The organism is Mesorhizobium temperatum (genome assembly GCF_002284575.1).
Taxonomy (GTDB): Bacteria; Pseudomonadota; Alphaproteobacteria; order Rhizobiales; family Rhizobiaceae; genus Mesorhizobium; species Mesorhizobium temperatum.
Window position 1 is genome coordinate 255802 of sequence record NZ_NPKJ01000019.1, and the last position, 22527, is coordinate 278328.

General features: G+C 62.9%; 13 protein-coding genes and 1 pseudogene. 5 read left to right on the forward strand and 9 right to left on the reverse strand.

The genetic code is table 11. The features are described 5' to 3' along the window. Nucleotides 1–172 precede the first annotated feature (172 nt). From CIT26_RS38450 to CIT26_RS05255, 6 genes and pseudogenes are all read right to left on the reverse strand, one after another. Nucleotides 173–5275 (reverse strand): annotated as a pseudogene (locus tag CIT26_RS38450) (RecQ family ATP-dependent DNA helicase). Between the two features lie 651 nt (nucleotides 5276–5926). Further along, nucleotides 5927–7426, reverse strand: a complete 1500-nt coding sequence (locus CIT26_RS05235; protein WP_095491563.1) for an ABC transporter substrate-binding protein — start codon at nucleotides 7424–7426, stop codon at nucleotides 5927–5929. A 48-nt stretch (nucleotides 7427–7474) separates the two neighbouring features. Continuing rightward, the gene (locus CIT26_RS05240) at nucleotides 7475–9151 is read right to left on the reverse strand and encodes a dipeptide ABC transporter ATP-binding protein (protein WP_095491564.1); all 1677 of its coding nucleotides are present in this window, start codon (nucleotides 9149–9151) and stop codon (nucleotides 7475–7477) included. Continuing rightward, on the reverse strand, nucleotides 9148–9996 hold the full coding sequence (locus CIT26_RS05245; RefSeq protein WP_095491565.1) for an ABC transporter permease: 849 nt from the start codon (nucleotides 9994–9996) through the stop codon (nucleotides 9148–9150). Before CIT26_RS05245 ends, CIT26_RS05240 begins: the two co-directional genes overlap by 4 nt. After that, nucleotides 9993–10931, reverse strand: coding sequence for an ABC transporter permease (locus CIT26_RS05250; protein ID WP_095491566.1), 939 nt, complete (start codon nucleotides 10929–10931; stop codon nucleotides 9993–9995). Before CIT26_RS05250 ends, CIT26_RS05245 begins: the two co-directional genes overlap by 4 nt. Nucleotides 10932–10982: 51 nt before the next feature. Further along, on the reverse strand, nucleotides 10983–11873 hold the full coding sequence (locus tag CIT26_RS05255; protein WP_095491567.1) for a proline iminopeptidase-family hydrolase: 891 nt from the start codon (nucleotides 11871–11873) through the stop codon (nucleotides 10983–10985). A gap of 116 nt (nucleotides 11874–11989) precedes the next feature. On the opposite strand from CIT26_RS05255, the gene CIT26_RS05260 reads away from it, so the two are divergent. From CIT26_RS05260 to CIT26_RS05270, 3 genes are all read left to right on the forward strand, one after another. Next, on the forward strand, nucleotides 11990–12751 hold the full coding sequence (locus tag CIT26_RS05260; protein WP_095491568.1) for a LuxR family transcriptional regulator: 762 nt from the start codon (nucleotides 11990–11992) through the stop codon (nucleotides 12749–12751). 339 nt (nucleotides 12752–13090) lie between these two features. Further along, a complete protein-coding gene (locus tag CIT26_RS05265; protein ID WP_245319113.1) occupies nucleotides 13091–16243 on the forward strand; it encodes an ATP-binding protein in 3153 nt (1050 codons plus the stop codon). A gap of 285 nt (nucleotides 16244–16528) precedes the next feature. After that, nucleotides 16529–18373 carry a peroxidase family protein gene (locus tag CIT26_RS05270; RefSeq protein WP_095491570.1) on the forward strand — a complete coding sequence of 615 codons (1845 nt, stop codon included), beginning with the start codon at nucleotides 16529–16531 and terminating at the stop codon, nucleotides 18371–18373. A gap of 225 nt (nucleotides 18374–18598) precedes the next feature. Here the strand turns inward: CIT26_RS05270 and CIT26_RS05275 are convergent, their stop codons facing one another. Further along, nucleotides 18599–18781: a hypothetical protein gene (locus CIT26_RS05275; protein ID WP_027151090.1), complete on the reverse strand. Its 183-nt coding sequence runs from the start codon at nucleotides 18779–18781 to the stop codon at nucleotides 18599–18601. Between the two features lie 751 nt (nucleotides 18782–19532). Continuing rightward, nucleotides 19533–20513: a quinone oxidoreductase family protein gene (locus CIT26_RS05285; RefSeq protein ID WP_095491572.1), complete on the reverse strand. Its 981-nt coding sequence runs from the start codon at nucleotides 20511–20513 to the stop codon at nucleotides 19533–19535. A 97-nt stretch (nucleotides 20514–20610) separates the two neighbouring features. Here CIT26_RS05285 and CIT26_RS05290 point away from each other — a divergent pair, with 97 nt between their 5' ends. Then, nucleotides 20611–21048: a winged helix-turn-helix transcriptional regulator gene (locus tag CIT26_RS05290; protein ID WP_245319126.1), complete on the forward strand. Its 438-nt coding sequence runs from the start codon at nucleotides 20611–20613 to the stop codon at nucleotides 21046–21048. A gap of 62 nt (nucleotides 21049–21110) precedes the next feature. On the opposite strand, the gene CIT26_RS05295 is transcribed toward CIT26_RS05290, so the two are convergent. Further along, complete coding sequence (locus tag CIT26_RS05295; RefSeq protein ID WP_095491573.1) at nucleotides 21111–21716, reverse strand: NADPH-dependent FMN reductase; 606 nt, start codon at nucleotides 21714–21716, stop codon at nucleotides 21111–21113. 92 nt (nucleotides 21717–21808) lie between these two features. Between CIT26_RS05295 and CIT26_RS05300 the strand changes: the two genes are divergently transcribed. Then, entirely contained in the window at nucleotides 21809–22177 is a 369-nt protein-coding gene (locus CIT26_RS05300; RefSeq protein WP_167391288.1) for a winged helix-turn-helix transcriptional regulator, read from the forward strand. The last annotated feature ends 350 nt before the right edge of the window (nucleotides 22178–22527 follow it).

Below are 22527 nucleotides of genomic sequence, written 5' to 3' on the forward strand. Positions count from 1 at the left end.
AACGGCAAGCTCCATCAAGGAGTTAAGCTGCTGCCGCTGGTGAGGTCTCAAACTGGCTCAGACAAGAGATTTTGCCGTTTTTCCATGAGCAATGCGCGATAACAACCCATCGTACAATGTTAAGCACCTGGGTGAAGCTGTCCCAGTCGACCCACCGTCCCTGCGCAAACCGTCAGCCGAATACAAGCTCCGGCAGAACTGCTTCCCAGACATCTCGGTGAAGGTGCACCCGGAACTCTTCCAGACTATCGGACTTGCGCCAGCGCACGATGGCACCGACCTCGCCGCGCAGGAAGATGAGGCCTTCGGGAGGCGACCAGCTTCTGGCCATGCGTCCGAGGGCCTGCCCTTGTTTGTCCTGTATCATCCAGAGCGGGCCATCGCGCACGATCTGAATCGGATCTCCTACTTTCGCCGCCGAGATGGCGGCGAGGGAGGGATTGCCCGGCCTGAGACGCCCTGCCCATGACAGGTCCACGGTCTTAAGGTTCGGCACCTGGTACAGCGCGGTCGGAAGAGCGACGCCGTCGGCGACAGCCGGCGCGGCTCGGCGCAGCACATGCTCTTTGTCCTGCTGGACGAACGGATGCTGACCTTGAGCAATGATCGCGAGGCTGCGTCGCGCCCGGGTCATGGCGACATAGAACAGGCGGCGCGGCGCATCGTGGTCCTCGCCTTGGGAAGGCTTGTCCCAACCGCCATTCAGGATGACGACATCCTCGAATTCCAGGCCTTTCGATCGATGCGCCGTCAGCAGCAGCAGCGCGCGCTGATCGCTGCGGGCATCATTGGCCCACTCAGCGAACCACTCGACAAGGTCCGGCACGGGCATGGTCTTGTTCGCAAGCTCCTTTGCAAGCGCGGCGATGCCTTCGGCGATCAGATCCGTCCAGCGGTTGGACGGTATCACGTTCAGCATATCCACCAGATCACGGACGGCCAGCAGACGGGTATTATCGCGGCGCAGTGTGTCGATGAACTGCTGCATCTCGCGCAGGCGCCAGATGCTGGGCAGGCTCTCGTTTGCCATCTCCACTGGGATGCCAAGCGTTTCGGCATAGGCCCGCACCGAAGCCAGCCGCCGCCAGTCGCGCGCGATGATCGCGGCGCGCGACCAGCTCCACTCCGGATCAAGGCGCGAAAGCCGGACGAGTTCATCCATCGCGGCCATGGCCTGCGCCACGTCACCGGCCCGGCAGTCCAGCACATGCACTCGCCCTTGCGCAACCGGATCGAGCGCCGCCATGTCTCCGCCGGGCGGCGCTACGCTGCGCTTGCGATCTATGGCAATGTCGTGTCCCGCTTTCATGCGGTCAGCGGCGGGCGCAATGACTGCGTTGGCCGCCGCAATGATATGTCCGGTCGAACGGTAATTCTCGACCAGGAATTGCGGTCGTGCACGATAGTCGGCCTCGAACTGCCGGATGAAGCGGATGGACGCACCGGCGAAGGCGTAGATGTTCTGATCGTCATCGCCCACCGCAAAAAGGCTGAGCCGAAGGTCCGGATCGTCCAGGGAGCGGCCCGCAACGGCCGAGATCAGCGCGTATTCCTCAGGGCCGATGTCCTGATACTCGTCCACCAGAATCCAGCGATAACCCTGGATCAGGGTGTCGCGTTGTGCCTCCGCCTCGGGCTTGCTGAGCCCTTCGCCGTTCAACTGGCGCACGGCCTCCATGACGATCCCGTCGAAGTCGTGCGTCGTCTCGTTCGCACTTCCGGCAAAGCTCGCCCCCACCAGCCGCATGGCGAGGGCGTGGCATGTGGATATGGTCACCGCATTCGCGTCATCGCCGATCAGGTGGCGGAGCCGGATGCGTATCTCGGCGGCGGCATGACGGTTGTAAGTCAGCACTAGGATGCCGCGCGGATCCTCGCGACGGACCCGGATGAGATAGGCGATGCGGTGCACCAGAACGCGCGTCTTACCTGAACCCGGTCCTGCCAGGACCAGGACGCTGGTCTGTTCGCGGTCGTCGGCGACGATCTCTTGCTGAACCGGGTTCTTCAGTGCCTCAACGATCGCTTTCCAGGAGGTGCCGGTGGTTTGACGCCGGATCTCGCCGCCCTTGCCGGGCATCCAGCGGCGCAGGAAGGCGTCGCGATCGAGCACGAAGTAGTCCTCGGACAGCCGCAGCGCCTGATCCATCGCGGCAAGGCCCTTTTCGGCATAGGCCGCCATCACATGGGTCTGGATCGTCTGCTCGGCGTAGTGTTCCTCGAGGGGTACAAAATCCTTCGCGGTGAACTGGCCGCCCGAAGGGTTCAGATGGACCGTCATCGCCGGCCGAAAGATCGTCAGCCCCTTGCCTAGCGTCACCACCTCCTGCTCGTGCAGCCACAGAAGTGCGCGGTCCATCAGCTTGGTCATGTCCTGAATGCCGCCGCCGCGCAGCAGGGCGTCTCCGGTCAGGGTGGCGAGCAGATCGCCCATCGTGGTTTCGACCTGGATGTCCTTGCCGCGGCTGCCATTCGGCAGCTTGCCCAGAAGATGACCCAGCAACAGTTCGGCGCCCTGCTGCCGCAGGCTTGCCGTCTGTTCCAGTGCCTGCCAGGTCCTTTGCAGTGTCACCATCAATGTGTTGCGCGAAGCCTTGCGCAGCCGCAGATTGCCCTTGCCACCATCCTGATCGCGCCCGTCACGGCCCATGCTGCGCAGCAGCTTTTCCACGATGTCGGGTCGCACTGCGCTGTGCCCCCGATTGCGGAGCGCCTGAGAGGTTTCGGCCAGATGCAGGGGAATGCCTCCGGCACCTTCGGCATCGGGGGCGGCCTCGCGCATCAGGGTGATCAGCGCGGTTTCAAGCCGTGCGGCCTGCGCCAGCCGCTGCTGCGAATGACCCTCGACTGCGACATGGACAAAGATCGTGACCACGACGTCGTTGCGGGCGATCCCGAGCGCCTCGAGATCCGCCATCGCCTTGTTCAGCATACCCCCTGTCAATCCGCTGATCCCGACCAGCTCATCGGTGGAAATGCCATGATCGGGGGGCGCGTTCATCAGGTGGCGGGTAATATCCAGAAGCTGCTTGCGACGGGTGCCGGTGATCGCGGCCTTGGCCAGGATCGCCTCGACTTCTTCCAGGTTGCGGATTCTAAGGCATGAGGGAAAGACCTGAACTCGGTTTTCTTCGCGGCTCAGGAGCGTGGCCTCTTCCAGCCAGGACACAGCGGTTTTCACTCTCGTGTCGTCGGTGGCGCTGTCGCGCTCGAACTCCTGATCACGTTCGGCTCGCACGACTTCGCCTGAGGTGGCGACCACGGTGCCGGTCTTCTTCGTCCGCTCGTCCAGCCGCCGCAGGGCCTTGAGGATGGCACCGATTTCGTGCCGGGCCAGGCGCGAGCGCGCCGAAAGCGAGAACTGCCGCTCGACATCCTCGACGGCGAACAGCAGGACGCAATTGGCATGCGCGCGATCGCGGCCCGCTCGGCCGGCTTCCTACAGGTAATTCTCCAATGATCCGGGAATATCGCCATGAACCACCAGCCGGATATCGGGCTTGTCGATCCCCATGCCGAAAGCGTTGGTCGCGGCGATGATGCGCAGTTCGCCGATACGGAAGCGTTCCTGAATGTCGCGCTTTTCCTCGGGCGTCAGACCGGCGTGGAACCGTTCCGCCGACAGACCCTGCTGTTTGAGGAAATCGGCGACGCGTTGCGTCTCGTTGCGTGTGGCACAGTAGACCACCGCACCCGAAGCGCCGTCCTGTGGCAGCTTGGCCTCGATCACGTCGAGGATATCGGCCAGCTTGGTGCCGGGCTGCGTCGGCCGGACCTCGAAGCTGAGATTGGTGCGCACCGCGCCGCCGTCCAGCAGCATCAGTTCGCGCTCGAGACGTGATTGGAAATGGTCGCGGATGTCGCGCACCACTTCGGGCTTGGCGGTGGCGGTCAGACAAAGCACCGGGGCAGCAGCTTCATCCCCTACGGATTCCTTGATGAAGCGGCTGATATAGCGGTAGTCGGGCCGAAAATCGTGGCCCCATTTCGACACGCAATGCGCCTCGTCCAGCACCCAGAGTCCGATTTCACGCTGTGCCAGAACCGAGCGGACCGAGTTGCTGCGCAATTGCTCGGGCGAGATCAGCAGCATTGCCGCCTCGCCCATACGCACACGGTCCAGCGCATCCTGCCGCTCGGGCATCGACAGCATTCCGTTGACGGTTACGGCCGAGGAAATGCCCGCCCGCGCCATGCCCTGCACCTGATCGGCCATCAGCGCGACCAGCGGAGAGATCACTACTGTCAGCGCCCCAGTCTTGTCGAATTTCGACAGGGCGGGAATTTGGTAGCAGACCGATTTGCCGGTGCCGGTCGGCAGAATCCCGAGGACGCTCGCCCCGCGCATCGCCTCATCGACGATTCGCTCCTGGAGGGGGCGGCCCATATCGTCCACCGGCTGCGCGCGGAAGGCATTGAACCCGAACCAGCGCGACAGCGCGCGGACCGGGTCGTTTTTCTCACTGCACCAGGCGCAATCCGGGCTTTCGCAATTGGTATCGCGCAGGTGCCGCACGATCAGTGCAGCCTCGCGGAATTGCGCCCGCACCCAGGGCGGCATGACGGAATCCCCGCCCGCGACCAGGATCCAGGACAAAGCATAGGCCATGGGCCATCCGAGCTGCGGGTTCGAAAGGCGGCTCAGCGTCTGCTCGACCCGCCTCTCGCAGGCACGCCCCGCCAGCAGCCGGGAAATCGCTTCTCTCGCCGCAAGAGGACCCGGCGCAGGAGCTCCCCGAACCTCCTGGAACACTGCGTCGAACCCACCTGGGTTTTCCATTCTCGTAGTAAGGAAATGAAAGGCTGCTACGGCATCGGGCTGGTCGGCATTCTGCTGCGTCAAAGCCGCCAGTTGATTGCGCAGCACCTGAAACACCAGTCGCGCATCCATTTCCGGATCGTTGACATGGCCCGCTTGCAGGCGCCCGTCGTGGTAGTGCTTGACTAGGTGGTGATAGGGATTGCGCGGAAATGCGAGCGGATTGAGCCATAGGGTGTCGATCGGCGATCGAAAAATGTTCGCGAGTCCAGGCCGCAATGCGACTAGATGAGGCAAGTCATGTCGAATGATGTTGTGGCCGAGCAGATGCTCGGCCGCGGCTGACTCTGCTCCCAGACGGTCAAGGGCCGCATCGAGATCGCGTTTCTTTGCAAGGATTGAGGGACGAGCGTCATCACGCACCGCCGCAAAAGCGAAGATGGTAGCGGTTGCAGGATCCACTTCCAGATCGACCGAAACGCAACGCTGCAAAAAGGGTTGGAAAGGCTCAGTCATATTGCAGCGCTGTACTCACGGGATGAAACGGTTAGCGATCATGGTCGCGCTCGACGAAAGGTCAACGTTCAACTTGAGCCACAAAGACGTTGCCCGACAGCCACCTATCCAGCTCAGTTCAATAACGCGACCCGTAATGTGCAGGTTATCGACTAATCCCGATTGTGCCTCACAGAGGGTAATGTGCGCAGCGGCAACCATCCGAGAAGCAATATCTGCCAAATGCCGCAATCTGGGGCTATAGCACACGGTGCTTTGATGCCTAGAGGTGCCGCGAAGGGTTGAGGAGGCTGAAGGTTTCGATTTGAAATTGCTCGCTGCGACTGACGGGATGAGAAAGTCGCGCGAACTCGCTGCCCGAGGATCCAGTGCCAGCCCAAGCGCGCCATAGTTCCGACAGTGGCAGCTTTTTGGCAACGACGGCAGAGCGACTACTGACCGAGTTGAGGCACATTGCTGCCGGCAGCCTTGGGGCCGAGTGCGGACCCTCCGCAATCAGCGCGGAACTGTCAGAAAGCGGAAGTAGCGACAGCAGCAGATCGCTCACCTGTCCCAACAAACGACGCGCGGTGAGACGGGCGGCACGCCAAACGTGCTGTCAGGGCTGGGCGGAACGCCGCAGAGCGGCGTCCCGTGGCTTCGTTCACAAGTCTAGTTCTTGACCACGTCTTCCAGAAAGAACCGGCCCAGCGGATTCTGGTAGAAGTTCTCGATGTTATTACGCGAGACGTTGATGAACGGGCTGTAGTACAGATCGATCCAGTTGACGTCCTCTTTGGCCATCTTCTGCAGATCGGTGTACATTTGCTCGCGCTTGGCCGGATCCATCTCGATGCGCGCCGCCGCAACCAGCTCCTTGACCTTCTCGTTGTTGTAGCGCGTCATGTAATTCATGTTCGCGTCGTGGCCGAGAACGAAGGTGGTCTTCTGGTCTGGGTCGAGGATGTCGTTGGTCCAGTAGTTGACACAGATGTCATAGTCGCCGGCCACCAGCATGTCCCATTCCTGGCTCGGGTCGACCTTCTGGATGTGGACGGTGACTCCGGCTTTGGCGAGCTGCTGCTGCAGCAGCACGGCCGTCTGCTCGACGATCTCGTCGCCGGCCCGTACGACGTAGTTGAGCGTCAGGTCCGAGGCCCCGGCGTCGGCCAGCATCTGCTTGGCCTTTTCCGGATCGTAGGGCCGCTTCAGATTGTCGGCGTAGTAATAGAGCGCGCCCTTCGGGACGTAGGAGTTTGCGACCTCGCCGTAGCCGAACGTCACCGTGTCGACCACAGCCTGCTCGTCGATGGCCATGTCGAGGGCCTGCCGCACCTCCTTCTTCGCCAGCGCGCCATGCTCGTGGTTAATCAGCAGGTGATCCTCGCGGGTCGACGGGTCGAGATGGACGGTGAGGTTGGAATCCTTCTGCAGTTCGGCGACGCGTGAGAACGGCACAAAGATCGCGGTGTCGAGCTGGCCGGCCTGCACGTTCAGCATGCGGGTGTTATCGTCCGGCACGGAGATCCACTCGACGCCGTCGAGGCTGACACGATCGGCCTCCCAGAAATGCGGGTTTTTCGCCAGGATGACACGGTCGCCGCGCCTCCATTCCGTGATGGTGAAGGCGCCAGAGCCGATGGGTGTTTCGGCATATTTCTCCGGACCGAGCGTCTCGAAGCCCTTCTTGGAAAGAACCGAGGCGATCGGGAAGGCCAGCGTCGCCAGGAACGGCGCGGTCGCCTGCTTGAGTTTGATCGTGACGGTCTTTGGATCGGTTGCCTCGACCGTATCCATCACCTTGAAAGGATCCGCCCACAGCGAGCCCTCGTCATCCCTGATGCGGGTGAGGCTGAACACCACGTCGTCGGCCGTCAAGTCGGAGCCGTCCGAGAACTTCGCGTCGCGCAGCTTGAGCGTATAGGTGAGGCCGTCCGGACTGACCTCCCAACTCTCGGCGAGACCGGGCTCCAGCTTGGTGCCCGTCTTGTCGACGCGGATCAGCACGTCATAGACGTTGGCGAACACCCACAGGTCGATGTTCTGGGCGGTCTTGATCGGATCGAAGGTGGTCGAGTCTTCGCGCCGGCCAATCGTGAGTACGCCGGCGGCTTCTGCGAGCGTCGCCCCCAGGGACAGGCTGGTCATAACGGTGACCAAGCCGATGCGCATCCATTTGCTTCTTAACATCGGTATTCCCCTTCTGGTTTGCCTTTGGTTTCAGTTTGCGACCCCGTCGGCCTGCGGGGTCGCCATCTTCGCGGGAGCAAGCAGCGGCTTGTCCGGATCGATATGTGGAACGGCGGCAATCAGCGCGGCGGTGTAGGCATGCTTCGGCCGGGAGAACACTTCCTCCGACCGACCTTCCTCGACGATCACGCCGCGGTGCATCACCACAACACGCTGGCAGAGATTGCGAACGATTGCGAGATCGTGGGCGATAAATATCAGCGTGAGCGACATACGTTCCACCAGTTCGCGGAACAACTCCACGATCTGCGCCTGGATAGTGACGTCGAGGGCGGCCACGCACTCGTCCGCAATGATAAGTTTCGGGTCGACGGCGAGCGCGCGAGCTATGCCGGCCCGCTGGCATTGGCCGCCGCTCATCGAGCGCGGCTTGCGGTCGAGGAACGCGCGCCCCAAGCCGACCAGGTCGAGCAGTTCGCCGCAGCGTGCCGGAATTTGCGCGGTCTCGATCTTGCCCTGTACCCGCAGGACCTCCGCCAGCATCTTGCCAACGGTAAGATGAGGATTGAGGGCGTTGTAGGGGTCCTGGAAAACCATGGCGGTTTGACGTCGCAGCATGCCGAGGACTGCGCGACCCGATGCGATGTCCGTACCATCGAACCGTATCGTGCCTGACGAGACCGGCGTAAGTCCAAGGACGGCGCGCGCCAGAGTGCTCTTGCCGCTTCCGGATTCGCCGACAATGCCGACCGTTTCGCCCGGCATGACACGGAGTGTGACCCCATTGACGGCATCAACCGCGCCTCGCCGGAACAGGCCGCCCGTGGCGAAGCGCACGTGCAGCTTCTCGATGTCGACCACCGGCACCGCTCCGGGTGCCCGGAGCTCCTCAGCCTTTGCCGGCATGTCCTCCTCCGGCAGCGAGGGATGACTGGCGATCAGCGAACGGGTGTAGGCATGCGCCGGCGCCGCAAGCAGACCGCGCTTCTCTCCAATCTCCACCAGTCGACCTTGCCACATCACCGCGATGCGGTCGCAGACTTGGGCGACGATGCCGAGATCGTGGGTGACCAGGATCACCGAGAGTCCACGCCTGGCGCGGATGTCCATCAGAAGCCGCAGGATTTGCGCCTGTATCGTCACGTCGAGTGCCGTCGTCGGCTCGTCGGCGATCAGGATCCTGGGATTGCTCGATAGCGCCGCGCCGATCATGGCGCGCTGGCGCATGCCGCCGGAGAATTCGTGCGGGTAGCTATCGTATTGCCGAGCCGGATCCGGAAACCCGACCTGGGCGAGGATAGCCACCGCCGCGGCGCGCGCCGCCTTGGCGTCCAGCCGCTGGTGAAAGCGGATGCCCTCGGTGATCTGGTCGCCGATCCTCATGACCGGGTCGAGATGGCTGCTCGGATTCTGAAAGATCATGCCGATTTCACCGCCGCGCACCGCGAGCATCTCGGCTTCCGGCGCGGTCGTCAGCTCACGCCCGGAAAGTGTGATCGAGCCACCGCTGATCCTGAGCCGGCTCGATGGCAGCAGCCTAACGAGTGAGCGGCAGAGCAGGCTCTTGCCCGACCCGCTCTCCCCGACCAGCCCGAGCACTTCTCCCGGGGCGAGATCGAGCGACACGGCATCGAGCAGGGTACGCTCCCCGCCGTCACCGACATGGACGACCGTCAGGTCGGTGACCTTGAGCAGCGCCGCGATCACTCGTGAACCCCGAACAAATCGGCCAGCCCGTCGCCGATCATGCTGAAGGCGAAGGCGAGCGTCACGATCGCAAGCCCCGGGAACAGTGTAATCCACCACGCGGTGGTGACGAAGGCTTGGCCTTCCGCCACCATCACGCCCCACTCCGCGACTGGCGGCTGCACGCCCAGCCCGAGGTAGCTGATGGCCGCGCCATTCAGCAGGACGAGGACCGCGTCGGACATCGCGAAGACGACCGAGCCGGCAGCGGCATTGGGCAGGAGGTGACGGAACATGATGCGCATGCGGCTGAAGCCGAGGCTGACCGCCGCAACCGCGTAGTCGTGGTTCTTGAGCACGAGCATCTGGGCGCGGATGAGCCGCGCGTAGGAAACCCAGCCGACGAGGGCCATGGCGATGTAAAAACTGGCCAGGCCAGGCCCCAGGATCGCAATGATCGACAGCATCAGTACCAGGAACGGGAAGGCCAAGATGACGTCGACCAGCCGCATGAAGATGGCGTCGACTATCCCGCCGAAGAAGCCGGCTACCGTGCCCAGCGTGGTGCCGATGAGAAAGGGGAAGATAACGCCGATGACGGCGATCTTGAGGTCGATGCGCGTACCCCAGATGACGCGCGAGAAGATGTCGCGGCCGAAATTGTCGGTCCCGAACGGGTGCAGCCAGGACGGCCCCTGGAGCCGTGCTGTCGCGTCCTGGGCGATCGGATCGTAGGGCGCGATCAGCGGCGCGCCGAGCGCGAGGACGACGAACGCCCCAAGCAGGAAGACGCCGGCCGCCAGCGTACCACGGCGGCGAAAGCGGCCCTTCCTGCCGAGCGCGGGCGCGGCCAAGGGCTCGCTCACAGCTTCACCCTCGGATCGAGAGCCACCGTGACGATGTCAGCCAGGAAGTTGATCAGCACGGTGGCGCAGGCGAAGACCATCGCCACGCCCTGCACGACCATGTAGTCGCGCGAGAAGATGGCGCGCACCAGCAGCTGGCCCATGCCGGGCAGCGCGAAGACGGTCTCCACCACGACGGTGCCGCCTATCAGCCAGCCTATGTTTACGGCGAGAAGATTGACGGTCGGCACCAACGAATTTGGCAGCACGTGGCGCCAGAACACGATGCTCTCCGGCATGCCGCGCGCGCGCGCGGCAGTCGCCACGTCGGACTTCAAGCCTTCGACCATCGCCGCACGCAAGCTGCGCGCCAGAACGGTCGACAGCGACAGCGAGACAGTGAGGCTCGGCAGCACGAGATGTGCAAGCTTTTCAGAAAGCGTGTTGCCGTAACCGGACACCGGGAGAATGGCGAGTTCGACGCTGAACAGGATGATCAGCATCAGGCCGAGCCAGAAGGGCGGGAAGCCGATGCCGAAGGTGGAAACGATGCGGATAACTTGGTCCGCCAGCCTGCCCTGATTGCGCGCCGCGATCGCCGCCACCGGCACGGCGATCAATACCGACAGCACAACGCTGCAAAGCACCAGCGTCAGAGTGGGCTCGATGCGCGTGGCGATCAGCTTCAGCACATCGATCTTGTAGAGGATCGAGCGTCCCATCTCGCCGTCGGCGAGGTTGCGCAGGAAGTAGAAATACTGGGCGAGCATGGGCTCATCGAGGCCGTACTGCGCGCGGATGCGGGCGATCGCTTCGGGGGTGGCGCGGGTGCCGAGCAGAACGCGAGCGGGGTCGCCGGGGATCAGCCGGACAAGGATGAACGTGATCACGCTGATGCCGAACAGCACCGGCAGGAACTGAAGCGGACGGTATAGAACGAACTTATAGCGGTGCATGGCCCTGACGTGTTTCCCCGTCCGATCCCTTCCCCCTGCATTCCGCCTGCATCAGCCTGCCTTGTTGCGCGAGAGGAACCCCAAAAGGATCGGATAGTATGCAGCTGGGTTCTCGTAGAAGGGCATGTGACTCGCATTCGGGATGATGTGCAACTCCGACTGCGGCAGGCCAAGCTTCATGCGCAGACCACAGGCTGGTGTCAGTTCGTCGTGCTCGCCATGCGTGATCAGCACCGGCACCTTGATCCTGGGCAGGTCGGGCACCCGGTTCCAGTCCTTGAGATTGCCGATGTAGAGAAACTCGTTCGGACCTTGCATGGTCGCGTAGGGTCCCATGTTCCAGTCGTCGAGCGAGCGGCGCAACGGCGCCGGCCATTCGGGCAGGCGGCAGACATGGCGGTAGTTGAGGATCGTCACCGCCGCCTTGTATTCCGGATGATCGTAGGTTCCCTGCGCCTCGTGCTTCTGCATCATCGATACTGTCTCGGGTCCCAGCGAGGCGCGCAGGCGTTCCAGTTCCAGAACAAGATGCGGCATGTCGGCGACGGTATCCTCGAGGATCAACGTCTGCAGGTTCTCTTGGTAGGCAAGCGCATAGTCGATCGCCAGCCAGCCGCCCCAGGAATGACCCAGCATGTGTACATTGCCGAGTCCCAGCGTCTTGCGAACCGTCTCGGTCTCCTCGACGTAGCGCGCAATAGTCCACAACGAGGTGTCCGTCGGCCGGTCGGAGGCGCCGGTGCCAAGCTGGTCGAACGCCACGACCCTGTATCCCTGGTCTACCAGGCAGGAGTGCGATTCGCGAAGGTAGTCGCAGGCCAGGCCAGGCCCGCCGTTGAGGCAGAACACCGTCTCGGTGCTGGAGCCGAAGCTGTAGGCGACGACCTTAAAGCCGTCGACATTTACCTCGATGCGATCGTCGGCCGCCATCTCACGCCACATGATACGCTCCGAATGCACAGATTTTAGGCATGCTCATATATTAAGCGAAACGTTGGGAGTGCGTCAGCTATAAGAAGTGATAGGGTGGGTCCGGGAGGATGTCGGCGGAAGAGCTCATGCTGGACGAAATCACAACGATCAGGCGGCGTTTCACTCGCCATGGCACCTTGGACGAATGCATCGACGAGGCGTTCGCCGCCCTGTCCGGCCTAGGCTACGACGCGCTGGTCTACGACTACACGCCCATCCCGTACGATCTCGACGGCGCTATCATGATCCCGTCGATGCTCAAGCTGCGTAACATCGATGACGATATGCGCGACTATTGGTGCGATCGAGGTTACTTCCGCATCGATCCGGTGCAGATCGTGGCGGCGCGCAGTTCCACCCCCTTCGCCTGGAGCTACGACAAGGCGATCGACACCGAGATAGGCGCGCTCCTCGACGAGACTACGGAACCCGTTGCGCGCTATCTGCGCGAGCGCGACCTCACTAGCGGCGTCACGATCCCTATCCACATGCCGCGCGGCGGCTATGCCACGGTTACCGGCATCCGCCTCGGCGCGGACGAGATGGTAGATCGGGATGCGGGAACCATCGCGCGCTTTAGCTTGCTGGCGCATGTCTTCCACGACACGGCCTACGCCCTCTACGACCGATCGGCTCTCAGTCCGCTCCAGCCGTCCTTGACTGAGCGCGAGCGCGAGTGTCTCCGCCATTCGGCACATGGCCTCTCTGCCAAGGAGATCTCGCGCGTCATCGGGCGCTCGATTCCTACGGTCGTCATGCACCTCACCGCCGCCGCCAGGAAGCTGGGCGCCAGGAACCGCACGCAGGCCGTCGTTCGCGCCGCGCATTTCCGCCTGCTCGACAACTGACGAAAAGACCCTATCACCCCAGCAGGCCCGGTGGTTCCTAACAGTGCGGGTATCGCTTTCTGCGGACGGACCGCTCGGCAAGTTTGCAGCCGGTTCTTCCACCTATGAGGGAGAAGCCAACTAAAGCCCCGCAGATAGCCCAAAAAGTATCTTTGGAAGAAGTGCGGGAGTTTTGACCGGCGAGGAAACCGCTTTGTTCTTGTTGAGAAGCGGCTGTATCGTGAAAGCAGCACCCATGACAATCCGCAACTAGGTCAGCGGCGTGGAGAGGCTAAGACACGGAGTCGTGCCATGTCATCGGATAACCATCCCCGGCCGAACCCGAAGCGGAGGCCTAAGGTGGCTTCCTCGGTTCCAGCTAAGCCGGCAGCGCCGGACGCGCGGGAGCCCGGGCCGGACGCCCGCAAGACGGTCACCATCCTCTTCGCCGACATCGTCGATTCCTCGCGGCTTAGCCTCTCCCTCGATCCCGAAGCGCTCCGGAACCTGCTCTCCCGGTACTTCAGCGAGTTGAGCGCCGTCGTTCAACGGCACGGCGGAATCGTGAACAACTATATCGGGGACGCGATCATGGCTGTGTTCGGCATGCCGTTCGTCCACGAAGACGACGCGCTGCGCGCGGTGCGGGCAGCGGTGGAGATGCGCGAAACACTTGCCATCCTTAACCACGAGCTCGAAGCCGGTTGGGGCGTCCGCCTTATGAACCGAATCGGCATCAACACCGGCGAGGTGATCGCCGGCGACCAAACGCAGGGATACTTGTCAGTCGCCGGAGAGGCCGTCATTGTCGCGAAGCGCCTTGAGGAGGCAGCGACGGCGAATGAGATCCTGATAGGGGAGCCGACGCACAAGCTCGTGCGCGATGCGGTTGTCGTCGAGCCGAGCGGGCCGCGCGCACTCAAGCGCGGCGCGACCATCCGCGCCCTCGTCGTGTTAGAAGTCCTCGCCCACGCCCCGGGCGTTGCGCGCCGCTTCGACTCGCCTTTCGTCGGGCGCGAACGCCAACGAGCCTTGCTTGAGACCGTCTTCCGCAACGCGGTCGGCGATAGAACCTGCCACCTGGTCACCATTCTCGCCGACGCGGGTGTGGGAAAGTCGCGGCTCGTACGGGAGTTCACGAGCGGCCTTGCCGAGGATGTCACAGTCTTGCACGGCCGCTGTCTGCCCTATGGCGAGGGCATCACCTATTGGCCGCTGGCCGAGATCGTCCGGGAGCTTACCCGCGCGGAGGGACCGGACTCCGGCAAGCAGCTCGCAGCGGTGATCGAGGCGCGGCTCACAGGCGACGAGAAGGCCGGGCTGATTGCCGAGCGTGTGACCGGGGCGCTCGGGCTTGGCGGCGCGGGACAAGGGACGACCGAGGAGACCGCCTGGGCCGTCCGGAGGCTGTTTGAGGCGCTCGCGCGAGCGGGGCCGCTCGTCGTTGTGGTGGACGACGTCCATTGGGCCGAGTCGACATTCCTCGACTTAGTCGAGCACGTCGCCGACTTCTCACGCGATTTCCCGATCCTGCTCATCTGCATCGCGCGGCCGGAGCTCTTCGACTCGCGTCCTGGCTGGGGGGCCGGCAAACGCAACGCGACGTCGATCGTCCTCGAGCGGCTCAGCGACGCGGAATGCCGCGAGCTGATCTCCAACCTGCTTGGCCCCGCGCCGCTGCCGCCCGCTGCCGAGTCGAGGATCGCGAGCGCGGCCGAGGGCAATGCGCTCTTCGCTGAGGAACTCGTGGCGATGCTCGTCGACGACGCGTTGCTCAGGCACGCGCCCGACAGCTGGGTCGCCGCGTCGGACCTCGTTGAGCTGCCCGTCCCCTCGACTATCAACGCGCTTCTCACTGCCCGTCTCGAGGGCCTCCCGTCCGTCGAGCGCGCCCTCCTGACGGCCGCAGCGGTCGAGGGCTCAGTATTCCATCGGAGCGCCGTCAGCGAGCTCGCCGGCCCGGTGCTCGACACATTCGAGGACGGCTTGCTCGCGCTCGTCCGCCGGGACCTGATCCGCCCGGAGGCGCCGTTGTTCGCCGGCGAGAAGGCCTATCGCTTCCGTCACGTCCTGATCCGCGACGCCGCGTATCGCTCCCTGCCGAAGAATGCGCGCGCCGACCTGCACGAGCGCTTCGCCGCCTGGCTCGAGCTAGCGGCCGCGGACCGGCTACGCGAGTTTGAGGAGATTGTCGGCTATCACCTCGAACAGGCCTTTCAGTACCGTGTCGCGCTCGGTCCGCGCGACGTGCGCGCGGCCTCGCTTGCCGCCCGGGCGTGCGAGCGGCTCGAGGCAGCCGGGCGGCGGGCGCTTGTCCGCAGTGACCTGCCGGCGGCGATCAGCCTGCTTGAGAGGGTTTCCCGGCTGCTTCCCACCGATGACACACGGCGGATCGTGCTGCTCGCCGACTTGAGCGGCGCGCTGATCGAAAGCGGCCGGCTGGACGACGCCGGGCGCGCGCTGGACGAGGCGGAGCGCTTGGCCGCTGCCGCTGACGACCAGCGCTTGGCAGCGCATGTGCTCGTTCAGCGGCAGTTCCTCCGGATCTTCCACGGCGAAGAGGGCGGGCTGGAGGAGGCGGCACGCGCGGCAGCTGCGGTGATCCCGGTCTTCGAGCGCCTCGGGGACGACCTCGGCCTCTGCCGCGCACGGCGGCTCGAGGCCTGGCTATCCTTCACCGCAGCTCGCGGCGAGGCCGCCATTGCAGCTTGGGAGCAAGCTGCTGCTCACGCGCGACGTGCGGGGGATTGGCATGAGTACTACGAAATCCTCACGTGGATCGCTTCCTCCTTGTGGTTCGGGCCCACCCCGGCAGCCGAAGGCATCCGCCGTTGCGAGGCGATGCGCGTGCAGGTGGGCGAAAGCCCCGAGTCCGAGGCAGCGATCCTCCGCCAGCTCGCGTGCCTCAACGCGATTGTCGGCCGCTTCGCGATTGCCCGCGAGCTGATCGCGACGAGCAACGCCACCTACGCCGACCTCGGCCTTACGCTCTACGTGGCGTCCTCAGAGCACGAGGCCGTCATCGAGCTGCTCGCCGGGAACCCCGCTGCGGCCGAGAGGAGCGCGCGCGCGGCGTATCGCGCGCTTGAGGAGATGGGCGAACGCGCGTTCCGTTCGACGATGGCCGCGTCTCTCGCCGTGGTGATCCTCGAACAGGGACGCGACGAAGAGGCCGAGGACTTTGCTAAACTCAGCGCCCAGCTGGCTGCGAGCGGAGACCTGGTGACGCAGGTCCGTTGGCGCCGCGTGCGCGCACGCGTGCATGCGCGGCGGGCAGAGCTCCGGGCGGCGGAGGCGCTCGCGCGCGAAGCCGTGACGATCGCCGAAGCGACCGACTTCGTCAACGACCGGGCGGATGCACTGGTCGACCTGTCGCACGTGCTCGAGGCCGCCCGCCGAGGCGACGAGGCGGTCGCCGCTGTGTCCGGAGCGCTGCATCTCTACGAGCTGAAGGGAAACGTGGTCGCCGCGGCCGCGACCCAGCTCCGCCTAGGCAAACTCGTCAAAATGTGACACCGTCGGAAGGCGGCAAGGGGCACCGCCCGCACCTCCTTGTGAACCGCTCTGGATCGGAGGTAATGTGATGCCACCGAACTTCGATACGATCGACGAGCATAAATATGTCTCACCGCTGGCCCCTAGAGCTGGACCGGGCGAGACAGTGCTGAGGCTCGATATTTGGGTCCTCCAGCCGGGTGGCGCCTGCATGGGCCTTTCTGCTTAATCCCAACTTGTTGAAGGCCCCCTTTCCCATGGGGTGAGGGTGCTACTTCCTGAAATCATTTTCAGAGGTCAAGCATGGTCACGAAAAAGAAAGCCCCAGCGAAACAGACACCCAAGCGCCTCGGTGGGACGAAGCCTACGAAGCGAAAAGCTGAGACAGCGAACCCAGCCGCAACTTCCGAAATTCCCGAGCCGGTCCGCGAATTTCTCAACAAGACATCAATTCCCAAAGGATTCGTCAACCCAAAGCCGATCGTGCTGTCGGAGCTGCGAAAGCGCGTGACCGAAACGAATCTGAGGCCCACCGTTTCGCTGGAGCAACTGTTGGCCAGTGCCAATCGCATCAAGCCGGCGGACCTTCCCGCGGAGAAATTACCGGAAGACGTCCAAGAGTCTATCGCCGCACTAAAGCCGGAGCTTCGACGTTTTCACGGCGTTAAAATTCCGCTCTACTGGTTCCCGTTTCCCTGGCTGAGTTCTGCCTGTGCAGATCGTTTCGGATACATGTCGTCAGCGTCCACCCGTGCGGCAACGAAGTTGCCATTCAATGCCGTGACGCAATTACTCCTCGGCGAGCTCGGTAACATGATGGCAGACTCCGGCCGTGATCCCAATCCTGCGTCTCACAATCCGGCAGACGCGGGCGTGTCTTCGCTACCAGCAGGCTTCACCTATTTTGGTCAGTTTGTGGACCATGACATCACGTTCGACGTCTCGTCGACTCTCGACGCCGATACCGGCGCGAACACGATCAATAACATGCGAAGCCCGGCGCTCGATCTGGATTCCGTTTACGGCCGCGGGCCTGGCTTAGATCCGTTTCTCTACGTTTTTCCTACATCTGGTCCAGCTACCGCGATTAAGCTGCATAGGGGCACGAACACTCCTATTGGTTCGGGCGGCCCCAGCAACAACGGTGACAAATCGGGGATGGTCCAGCAGACGAACTGGGATGTGCCCCGCATGCAGGGTACGAATACTGCCGCGATCGGCGATCCGCGCAACGACGAAAATCTGATCATCGTGCAGTTCCAGCACGCTATGCTGCGTTTCCATAATGCCGTCGTTGAGCTGCTGGTGGCAGTCGAGTTTGCGGGCGACATCTTCGCAGAGGCCAAACGAATCGTGATACATCACTACCAATGGGCCGTGGTGCATGACTTTCTGGAAAGAATCTGCGGAGTGGCTGCCGTGAACAACGCGATGGCGAGCGTATCTGCTCCCGTCGGCAGCTCGTTCCGAATGCCCGTCGAGTTCGCCGTGGCAGCGTACCGGTTCGGCCACAGTATGATCCGTGATACGTACTGGGTGAATTTCAACTTCAAGAAGGCCACTCTCGCGCAGGTGTTTGAGTTCAATCGCAATCCGCGGCTGCCGGTCTTTTCAAACTGGGTCGTTGATTTCAACGCGTTCTTTGACACGGGAGTATCGGTACCGGTTCACAACAAGGCCCGGAAAATCGACAGCTTCATGGCCAATGGACTGGAATCGTTGCCCGGATTCTCGGGAATGATGGCGATTCTGGCAACGCGAAACCTCCGGCGCGGTCTGGCTCTCGGTCTGCCGAGCGGACAGGGCATGGCTAAATCATTCGGCATCGCGCCGATGACCGCGGCGCAGCTGAAATCCGGGTTGCCGGCGGCAGAAGTGGCTGTGCTGAATTCCAGCGGCGGCTTGCTGCTGAAAAAGACGCCTCTGTGGTATTACGTCCTTCGCGAGGCTGCGGTCCTCGCCGGCGGAAATCAGTTGGGTCCGGTTGGCCGTAGGATCGTGGCGGAGACGTTTGTGAGGATGTTGAAGCGGGACGCGTCATCCTATCTGAACGTCCCCGGTGGGTTCACACCTATTCTTCCTTCGTCCATGCCTGGAGACTTCACGGTGGCGGATTTGGTGGCCTTCGCCGGGGTAACGCAACCATAGAGATCGCGTTGCGAACGCCGATGACGGACCTTCAGCCGCGCTGACTTCATCTGCGATCTGGTCCAGATCCAGTTCACCGGTCCCCCTGGCAAGCCGCTCATGCAGTATCGTCGCAACTTGACGGTCCCGCGAATTTTTCCGCTCGCCTCTGTTCGATGAATAGCCGCTTTTTGACCCGTGTTGGTCATTCCGAACCAACACCGACTGCCTTGAGCCGCCGGACCTTTACTTTTTTTTAAAAACGTCCTCTATAGCTTCCTTAGTAGATTTCCCCTCGTTAACTTGCTGCTCAACTTCCGCGAGCCGTTTTTGGGCCCTGCCGATCGCAGCCTCAATCCCCGTCTTCATGTTCTCAAGGACCTGGACCTGATTTTGGAAACTCTTCATATAAACATCGTCGATGGGCATTTCATTCCTCCATCTATGCCGCGCTCGATAGTTAGCGGCCGTTATGCAAGCCAGACTATCTCATACCACCATTCGAATTCAGTGGTATTGGGATTTGTGGCGGTATCCCGATAAGCCAAGAGCGCGATCCCCAGTGCGAATCCGCTCGTGAATTTTCCGTATGCCCACCCCGGGTCGTCTGCCTTCCACATAGTATACGGCCCCGCCCCCCAACCTGACCAATGTGGAGTGTGGCCTGAGCTTTGACTGGGGCCCACATATTTAATGAACGGTAACGCGGCTCCAGCGCCAGCCTGCACAACCCAGGCGTCGACCCACCTGGGTTCTTCGGAGGGGTTGAGGCCTGTGATCGGACCCGTCGGCCACTCGACCCGACCATTGTTAAGTGTCTGCATAAGGTCCCAATTGGCTGCCATGACATATCTCCAATCGCTGCCGGGCGACTCGCCCGGATTCATGAACAAGAGATCATATGCTCCTCAACTATGTCCCATTTCTTCGAAATCGGCTAGGTTATATATTAGGTGTAGATAATGTGTCCTAGGCACTCGTGCAGGAACTTCTGGAACGGGCCCGACTGCTACCGTTCATCGGGGATGCCTCGAACCTCCGCAGATGGCGCAACCGCGGCCTCCAGAATGGTCGCCAACAATCTGCTTTCAGGCAGTGGCAACGGTCACCTCAATGGCCGATACCAGGCGCAAAGCGGACAGGTTCCACGATCGGCCGGTACGCAGTAATCGACCACCACTCAAGGTATCAGCACGACCTTGCCGGTCGAGCGGCGCTCCTCCAGCAGGCGATGCGCTTCGTTGGCCCGGTCGAGCGGATGGCGGCCGCCTAGCGTCACGGCAAGCTGGCCGCCGGCGGCAAGTTGGAAAAGCTCCGACAGGCTGGCCCTGAGGCCGTCGGCGGAGAGCAGCGGCAGCAGGGCAAAACCTCGCAAGGACTGGTTTCGACTGATCATCGCTTCCAGGTCCGAGGCGCTGATCGCGTATCTGCCCAGCGCCGCAAAGACCAGCTCTCCGCCAGGCGCGAGCGCTGCCAGCGATGCCGCCGTCATCGAGCCGCCGACAATGTCGTAGATGATACCGACGCCGGCGCCGCCAGCCGCCTCCCGCACACGCATCGGCCAATCCGACGCGCTGTAGTCGACCGCGGCATCGGCGCCAAGCGACTGGGCAAGATCGAGCTTGGCCCTGCTGCCGGCGACCGCGATCACGGCGCTGGCGCCCTGGCGTTTGGCGAGCTGGACCAGCAACGAGCCGACACCGCCCGCTGCTGCAGTGACCAGCACCGATTTGCCGGCTGGCGGGCTTTGCCGCAGCAGATGAAAAGCCGTCAGTCCCTGCACCATCAACGCCGTCGCGTCTTCGAATGAGAGCGCGTCGGGCAGAGGCACGGCCAGCGATGCGTCGATCGTCACATAGTCGGCATAGCCGCCAAACGGGCGCTTCGAAGCGAACAGCGGCGCCGCGACGCGTCTCCCGGCCAGCGAGATGTCGACCCCGTGACCAAGCGCCTCCACGGTCCCGGCAGCCTCGACGCCGAGAACCATCGGCAATTGCGGCGTCATCGCGTAGCGGTCCCCGCGCATCAACACCTCGAAGAAATTCAAGCCGGCCACATGAACGCGGATCAGCACCTCGCCTGTTTGCGGCTCCGGCTTCGGCATCTCGACGATGTCGAGGACGTCGGGACCGCCGAAACGGTTCAGCTGAATGGCTCTCATGGCATGCACCCATCGCTATGGCATCGGCTGCTATTTGCCACTATCTGCCTGATCGCGACTACACACTCATTTGTCCACTGCTGACCAGGAGGTGACCATGGCCATGCCGACCACAAGGGGGCCGACCAAAAGGGGGCCGACCAAAAGGCTGCCAACCAAGAGACTGCCGCTGCTGCCGGCGGAACGCGCGCTGAAAGTGATCTCGGGCCGATGGAAGGCCGTCATTCTCTACCATCTCTTCGACGGCCCCCGGCGGCTGTCGGTGCTGAAGACGCTGGTGCCTGATATCACTCAGAAAGTGCTGATCCAGCAGCTTCGCGAAATGGAGGAACACGGCCTTGTCAGACGCGAGATCTTTGCCGAGATTCCCTCACGCGTCGAATATTCGGCGACGCGCCTCGGCCTCAGCCTTGAGCCTATCCTTCTGGCGCTCTGCGAGTGGGGCCAGCACCATGCGGATGAGCTGAACGAGATGAACCGCCTCGCCAACTGTATCATCAGGCCTCGGCAGGCGCGGCAGCCAGCCATCGCCTGAATCAAAAGGGGCGACGCAAGCGCCGCCCCGGAATCCTTGGGAGGATTGTTCTGGTCTGCGGTTCAGGCCGCCTTGACTTCTTCGGCCACCACGTCGGCCTGACGCGCCGCCTTCAGCACTTTGGCCCACCATGCAACGTCGTTGACCAGCGCGGCCGCCGCCTGGTTCAGGTGCTCGAGCTCCTCGAGCTTCTTTTCACCTTGTCGGACGGCAAGGAAATCGCCCCAGGCAATATGGACTGCCGACTTGACCGGCGCCATCTGCAGCTCGACGGCATGCAATCTGAGCTGCTCGACGGCACGCGCGCCGCCGACGCTGCCATAGCCGACGAAGCCGGCCGGCTTCTTGTTCCATTCATTGGCGGCGTAGTCGATCGCATTCTTCAGCACGGCTGTCGGGCCGTGGTTGTATTCGGCGGTGGTGAAGATGAAGCCGTCGAATTCCGCGACCTTCTTTTGCCAGCGCTGCGCCACTGCGTTCTGCGACGGCGCCCAGGCGGACGATGCGACCTCGTCGAAGAACGGCAGCGGGAAGTCGCGCAGATCGACCACTTCCACGTCGATGTCGGCATGCGACTTGGCGATCTTGGCGATCCACTGGGTCGGAACGTCGGCAAATCGTGCGGCGCGGGTCGAACCGACGACAATGGCGATTTTGGGTTTGGACATAGAGGGGCTCTCCTTTAGGCAAATTTCTGGTATCGTTTAGATACCTGAGCTATATGAGTGACTACGCTCACGAGGCGCAAGGAGGCACCTTTTTGTTACCAAGGCACCCGCACCGCACCGAGGACTGCCGCGCCATCTCGGAAATCCTGCAGCGCGTCGGCGACAAATGGACCGTACTCGTCGTCGGCAAGCTCGGTGACGGGCCGCTGCGCTTCAACGAATTGCGCAGCGCCGTCGGCGGCATTTCGCAGAAGATGCTGACCACCACATTGCGCGGGCTTGAGCGCGACGGCTTCGTCACCCGCACCGTGTTCCCCACCATTCCGCCGCGCGTCGACTACGAACTGACCGACCTTGGTTACGAGCTTCTTGTGCCGGTCGGCGCGCTCGGCGACTGGGCGCGCAAGAACACCGAGCGGGTCAAGGCCGCGCGGGCGAGGTTCGATGGGCTTCATGCCTGAAACTCTTGCGCTGCAAGGGTTTGCGCACGACGCGTAGCGTAGACGAATTCTACGGCTGCATCTGCATTCCGGCCTGCAGACGGCTTTCGACCCGCTTCGATTTCGGGCCCGATTGCCACCTTGCCGTCGATGGCGCAGGCCGCCCCTTTGCCGCAATTGCTCACGCTCATCGCGCCGGTTTCTTACGTCGTCGCAACGCAGATTCCGCACCCTGATCACTTGCCGCTTGAGGCTATGGTTTTCGGAGGCGCAACTGGCTGCGGCCTCGTCTCGTTTGACCCCGGTTTAGGCGGTCCCGGCCAACAGGCAGAACAAGGCTGCAAGCGCCTGCCAACGCGCCGTTCAGCAGT

Bases quoted from the DNA above. Each gene is read 5' to 3' on its own strand.
- CIT26_RS05290 (WP_245319126.1), top strand. From the start codon at position 20,611: ATGGCCATGCCGACCACAAGGGGGCCGACCAAAAGGGGGCCGACCAAA.
- CIT26_RS05255 (WP_095491567.1), bottom strand. From the start codon at position 11,873: ATGTGGCGTGAGATGGCGGCCGACGATCGCATCGAGGTAAATGTCGAC.
- CIT26_RS05235 (WP_095491563.1), bottom strand. From the start codon at position 7,426: ATGCGCATCGGCTTGGTCACCGTTATGACCAGCCTGTCCCTGGGGGCG.
- CIT26_RS05270 (WP_095491570.1), top strand. From the start codon at position 16,529: ATGGTCACGAAAAAGAAAGCCCCAGCGAAACAGACACCCAAGCGCCTC.
- CIT26_RS05250 (WP_095491566.1), bottom strand. From the start codon at position 10,931: ATGCACCGCTATAAGTTCGTTCTATACCGTCCGCTTCAGTTCCTGCCG.
- CIT26_RS05260 (WP_095491568.1), top strand. From the start codon at position 11,990: ATGCTGGACGAAATCACAACGATCAGGCGGCGTTTCACTCGCCATGGC.
- CIT26_RS05275 (WP_027151090.1), bottom strand. From the start codon at position 18,781: ATGCCCATCGACGATGTTTATATGAAGAGTTTCCAAAATCAGGTCCAG.
- CIT26_RS05295 (WP_095491573.1), bottom strand. From the start codon at position 21,716: ATGTCCAAACCCAAAATCGCCATTGTCGTCGGTTCGACCCGCGCCGCA.
- CIT26_RS05285 (WP_095491572.1), bottom strand. From the start codon at position 20,513: ATGAGAGCCATTCAGCTGAACCGTTTCGGCGGTCCCGACGTCCTCGAC.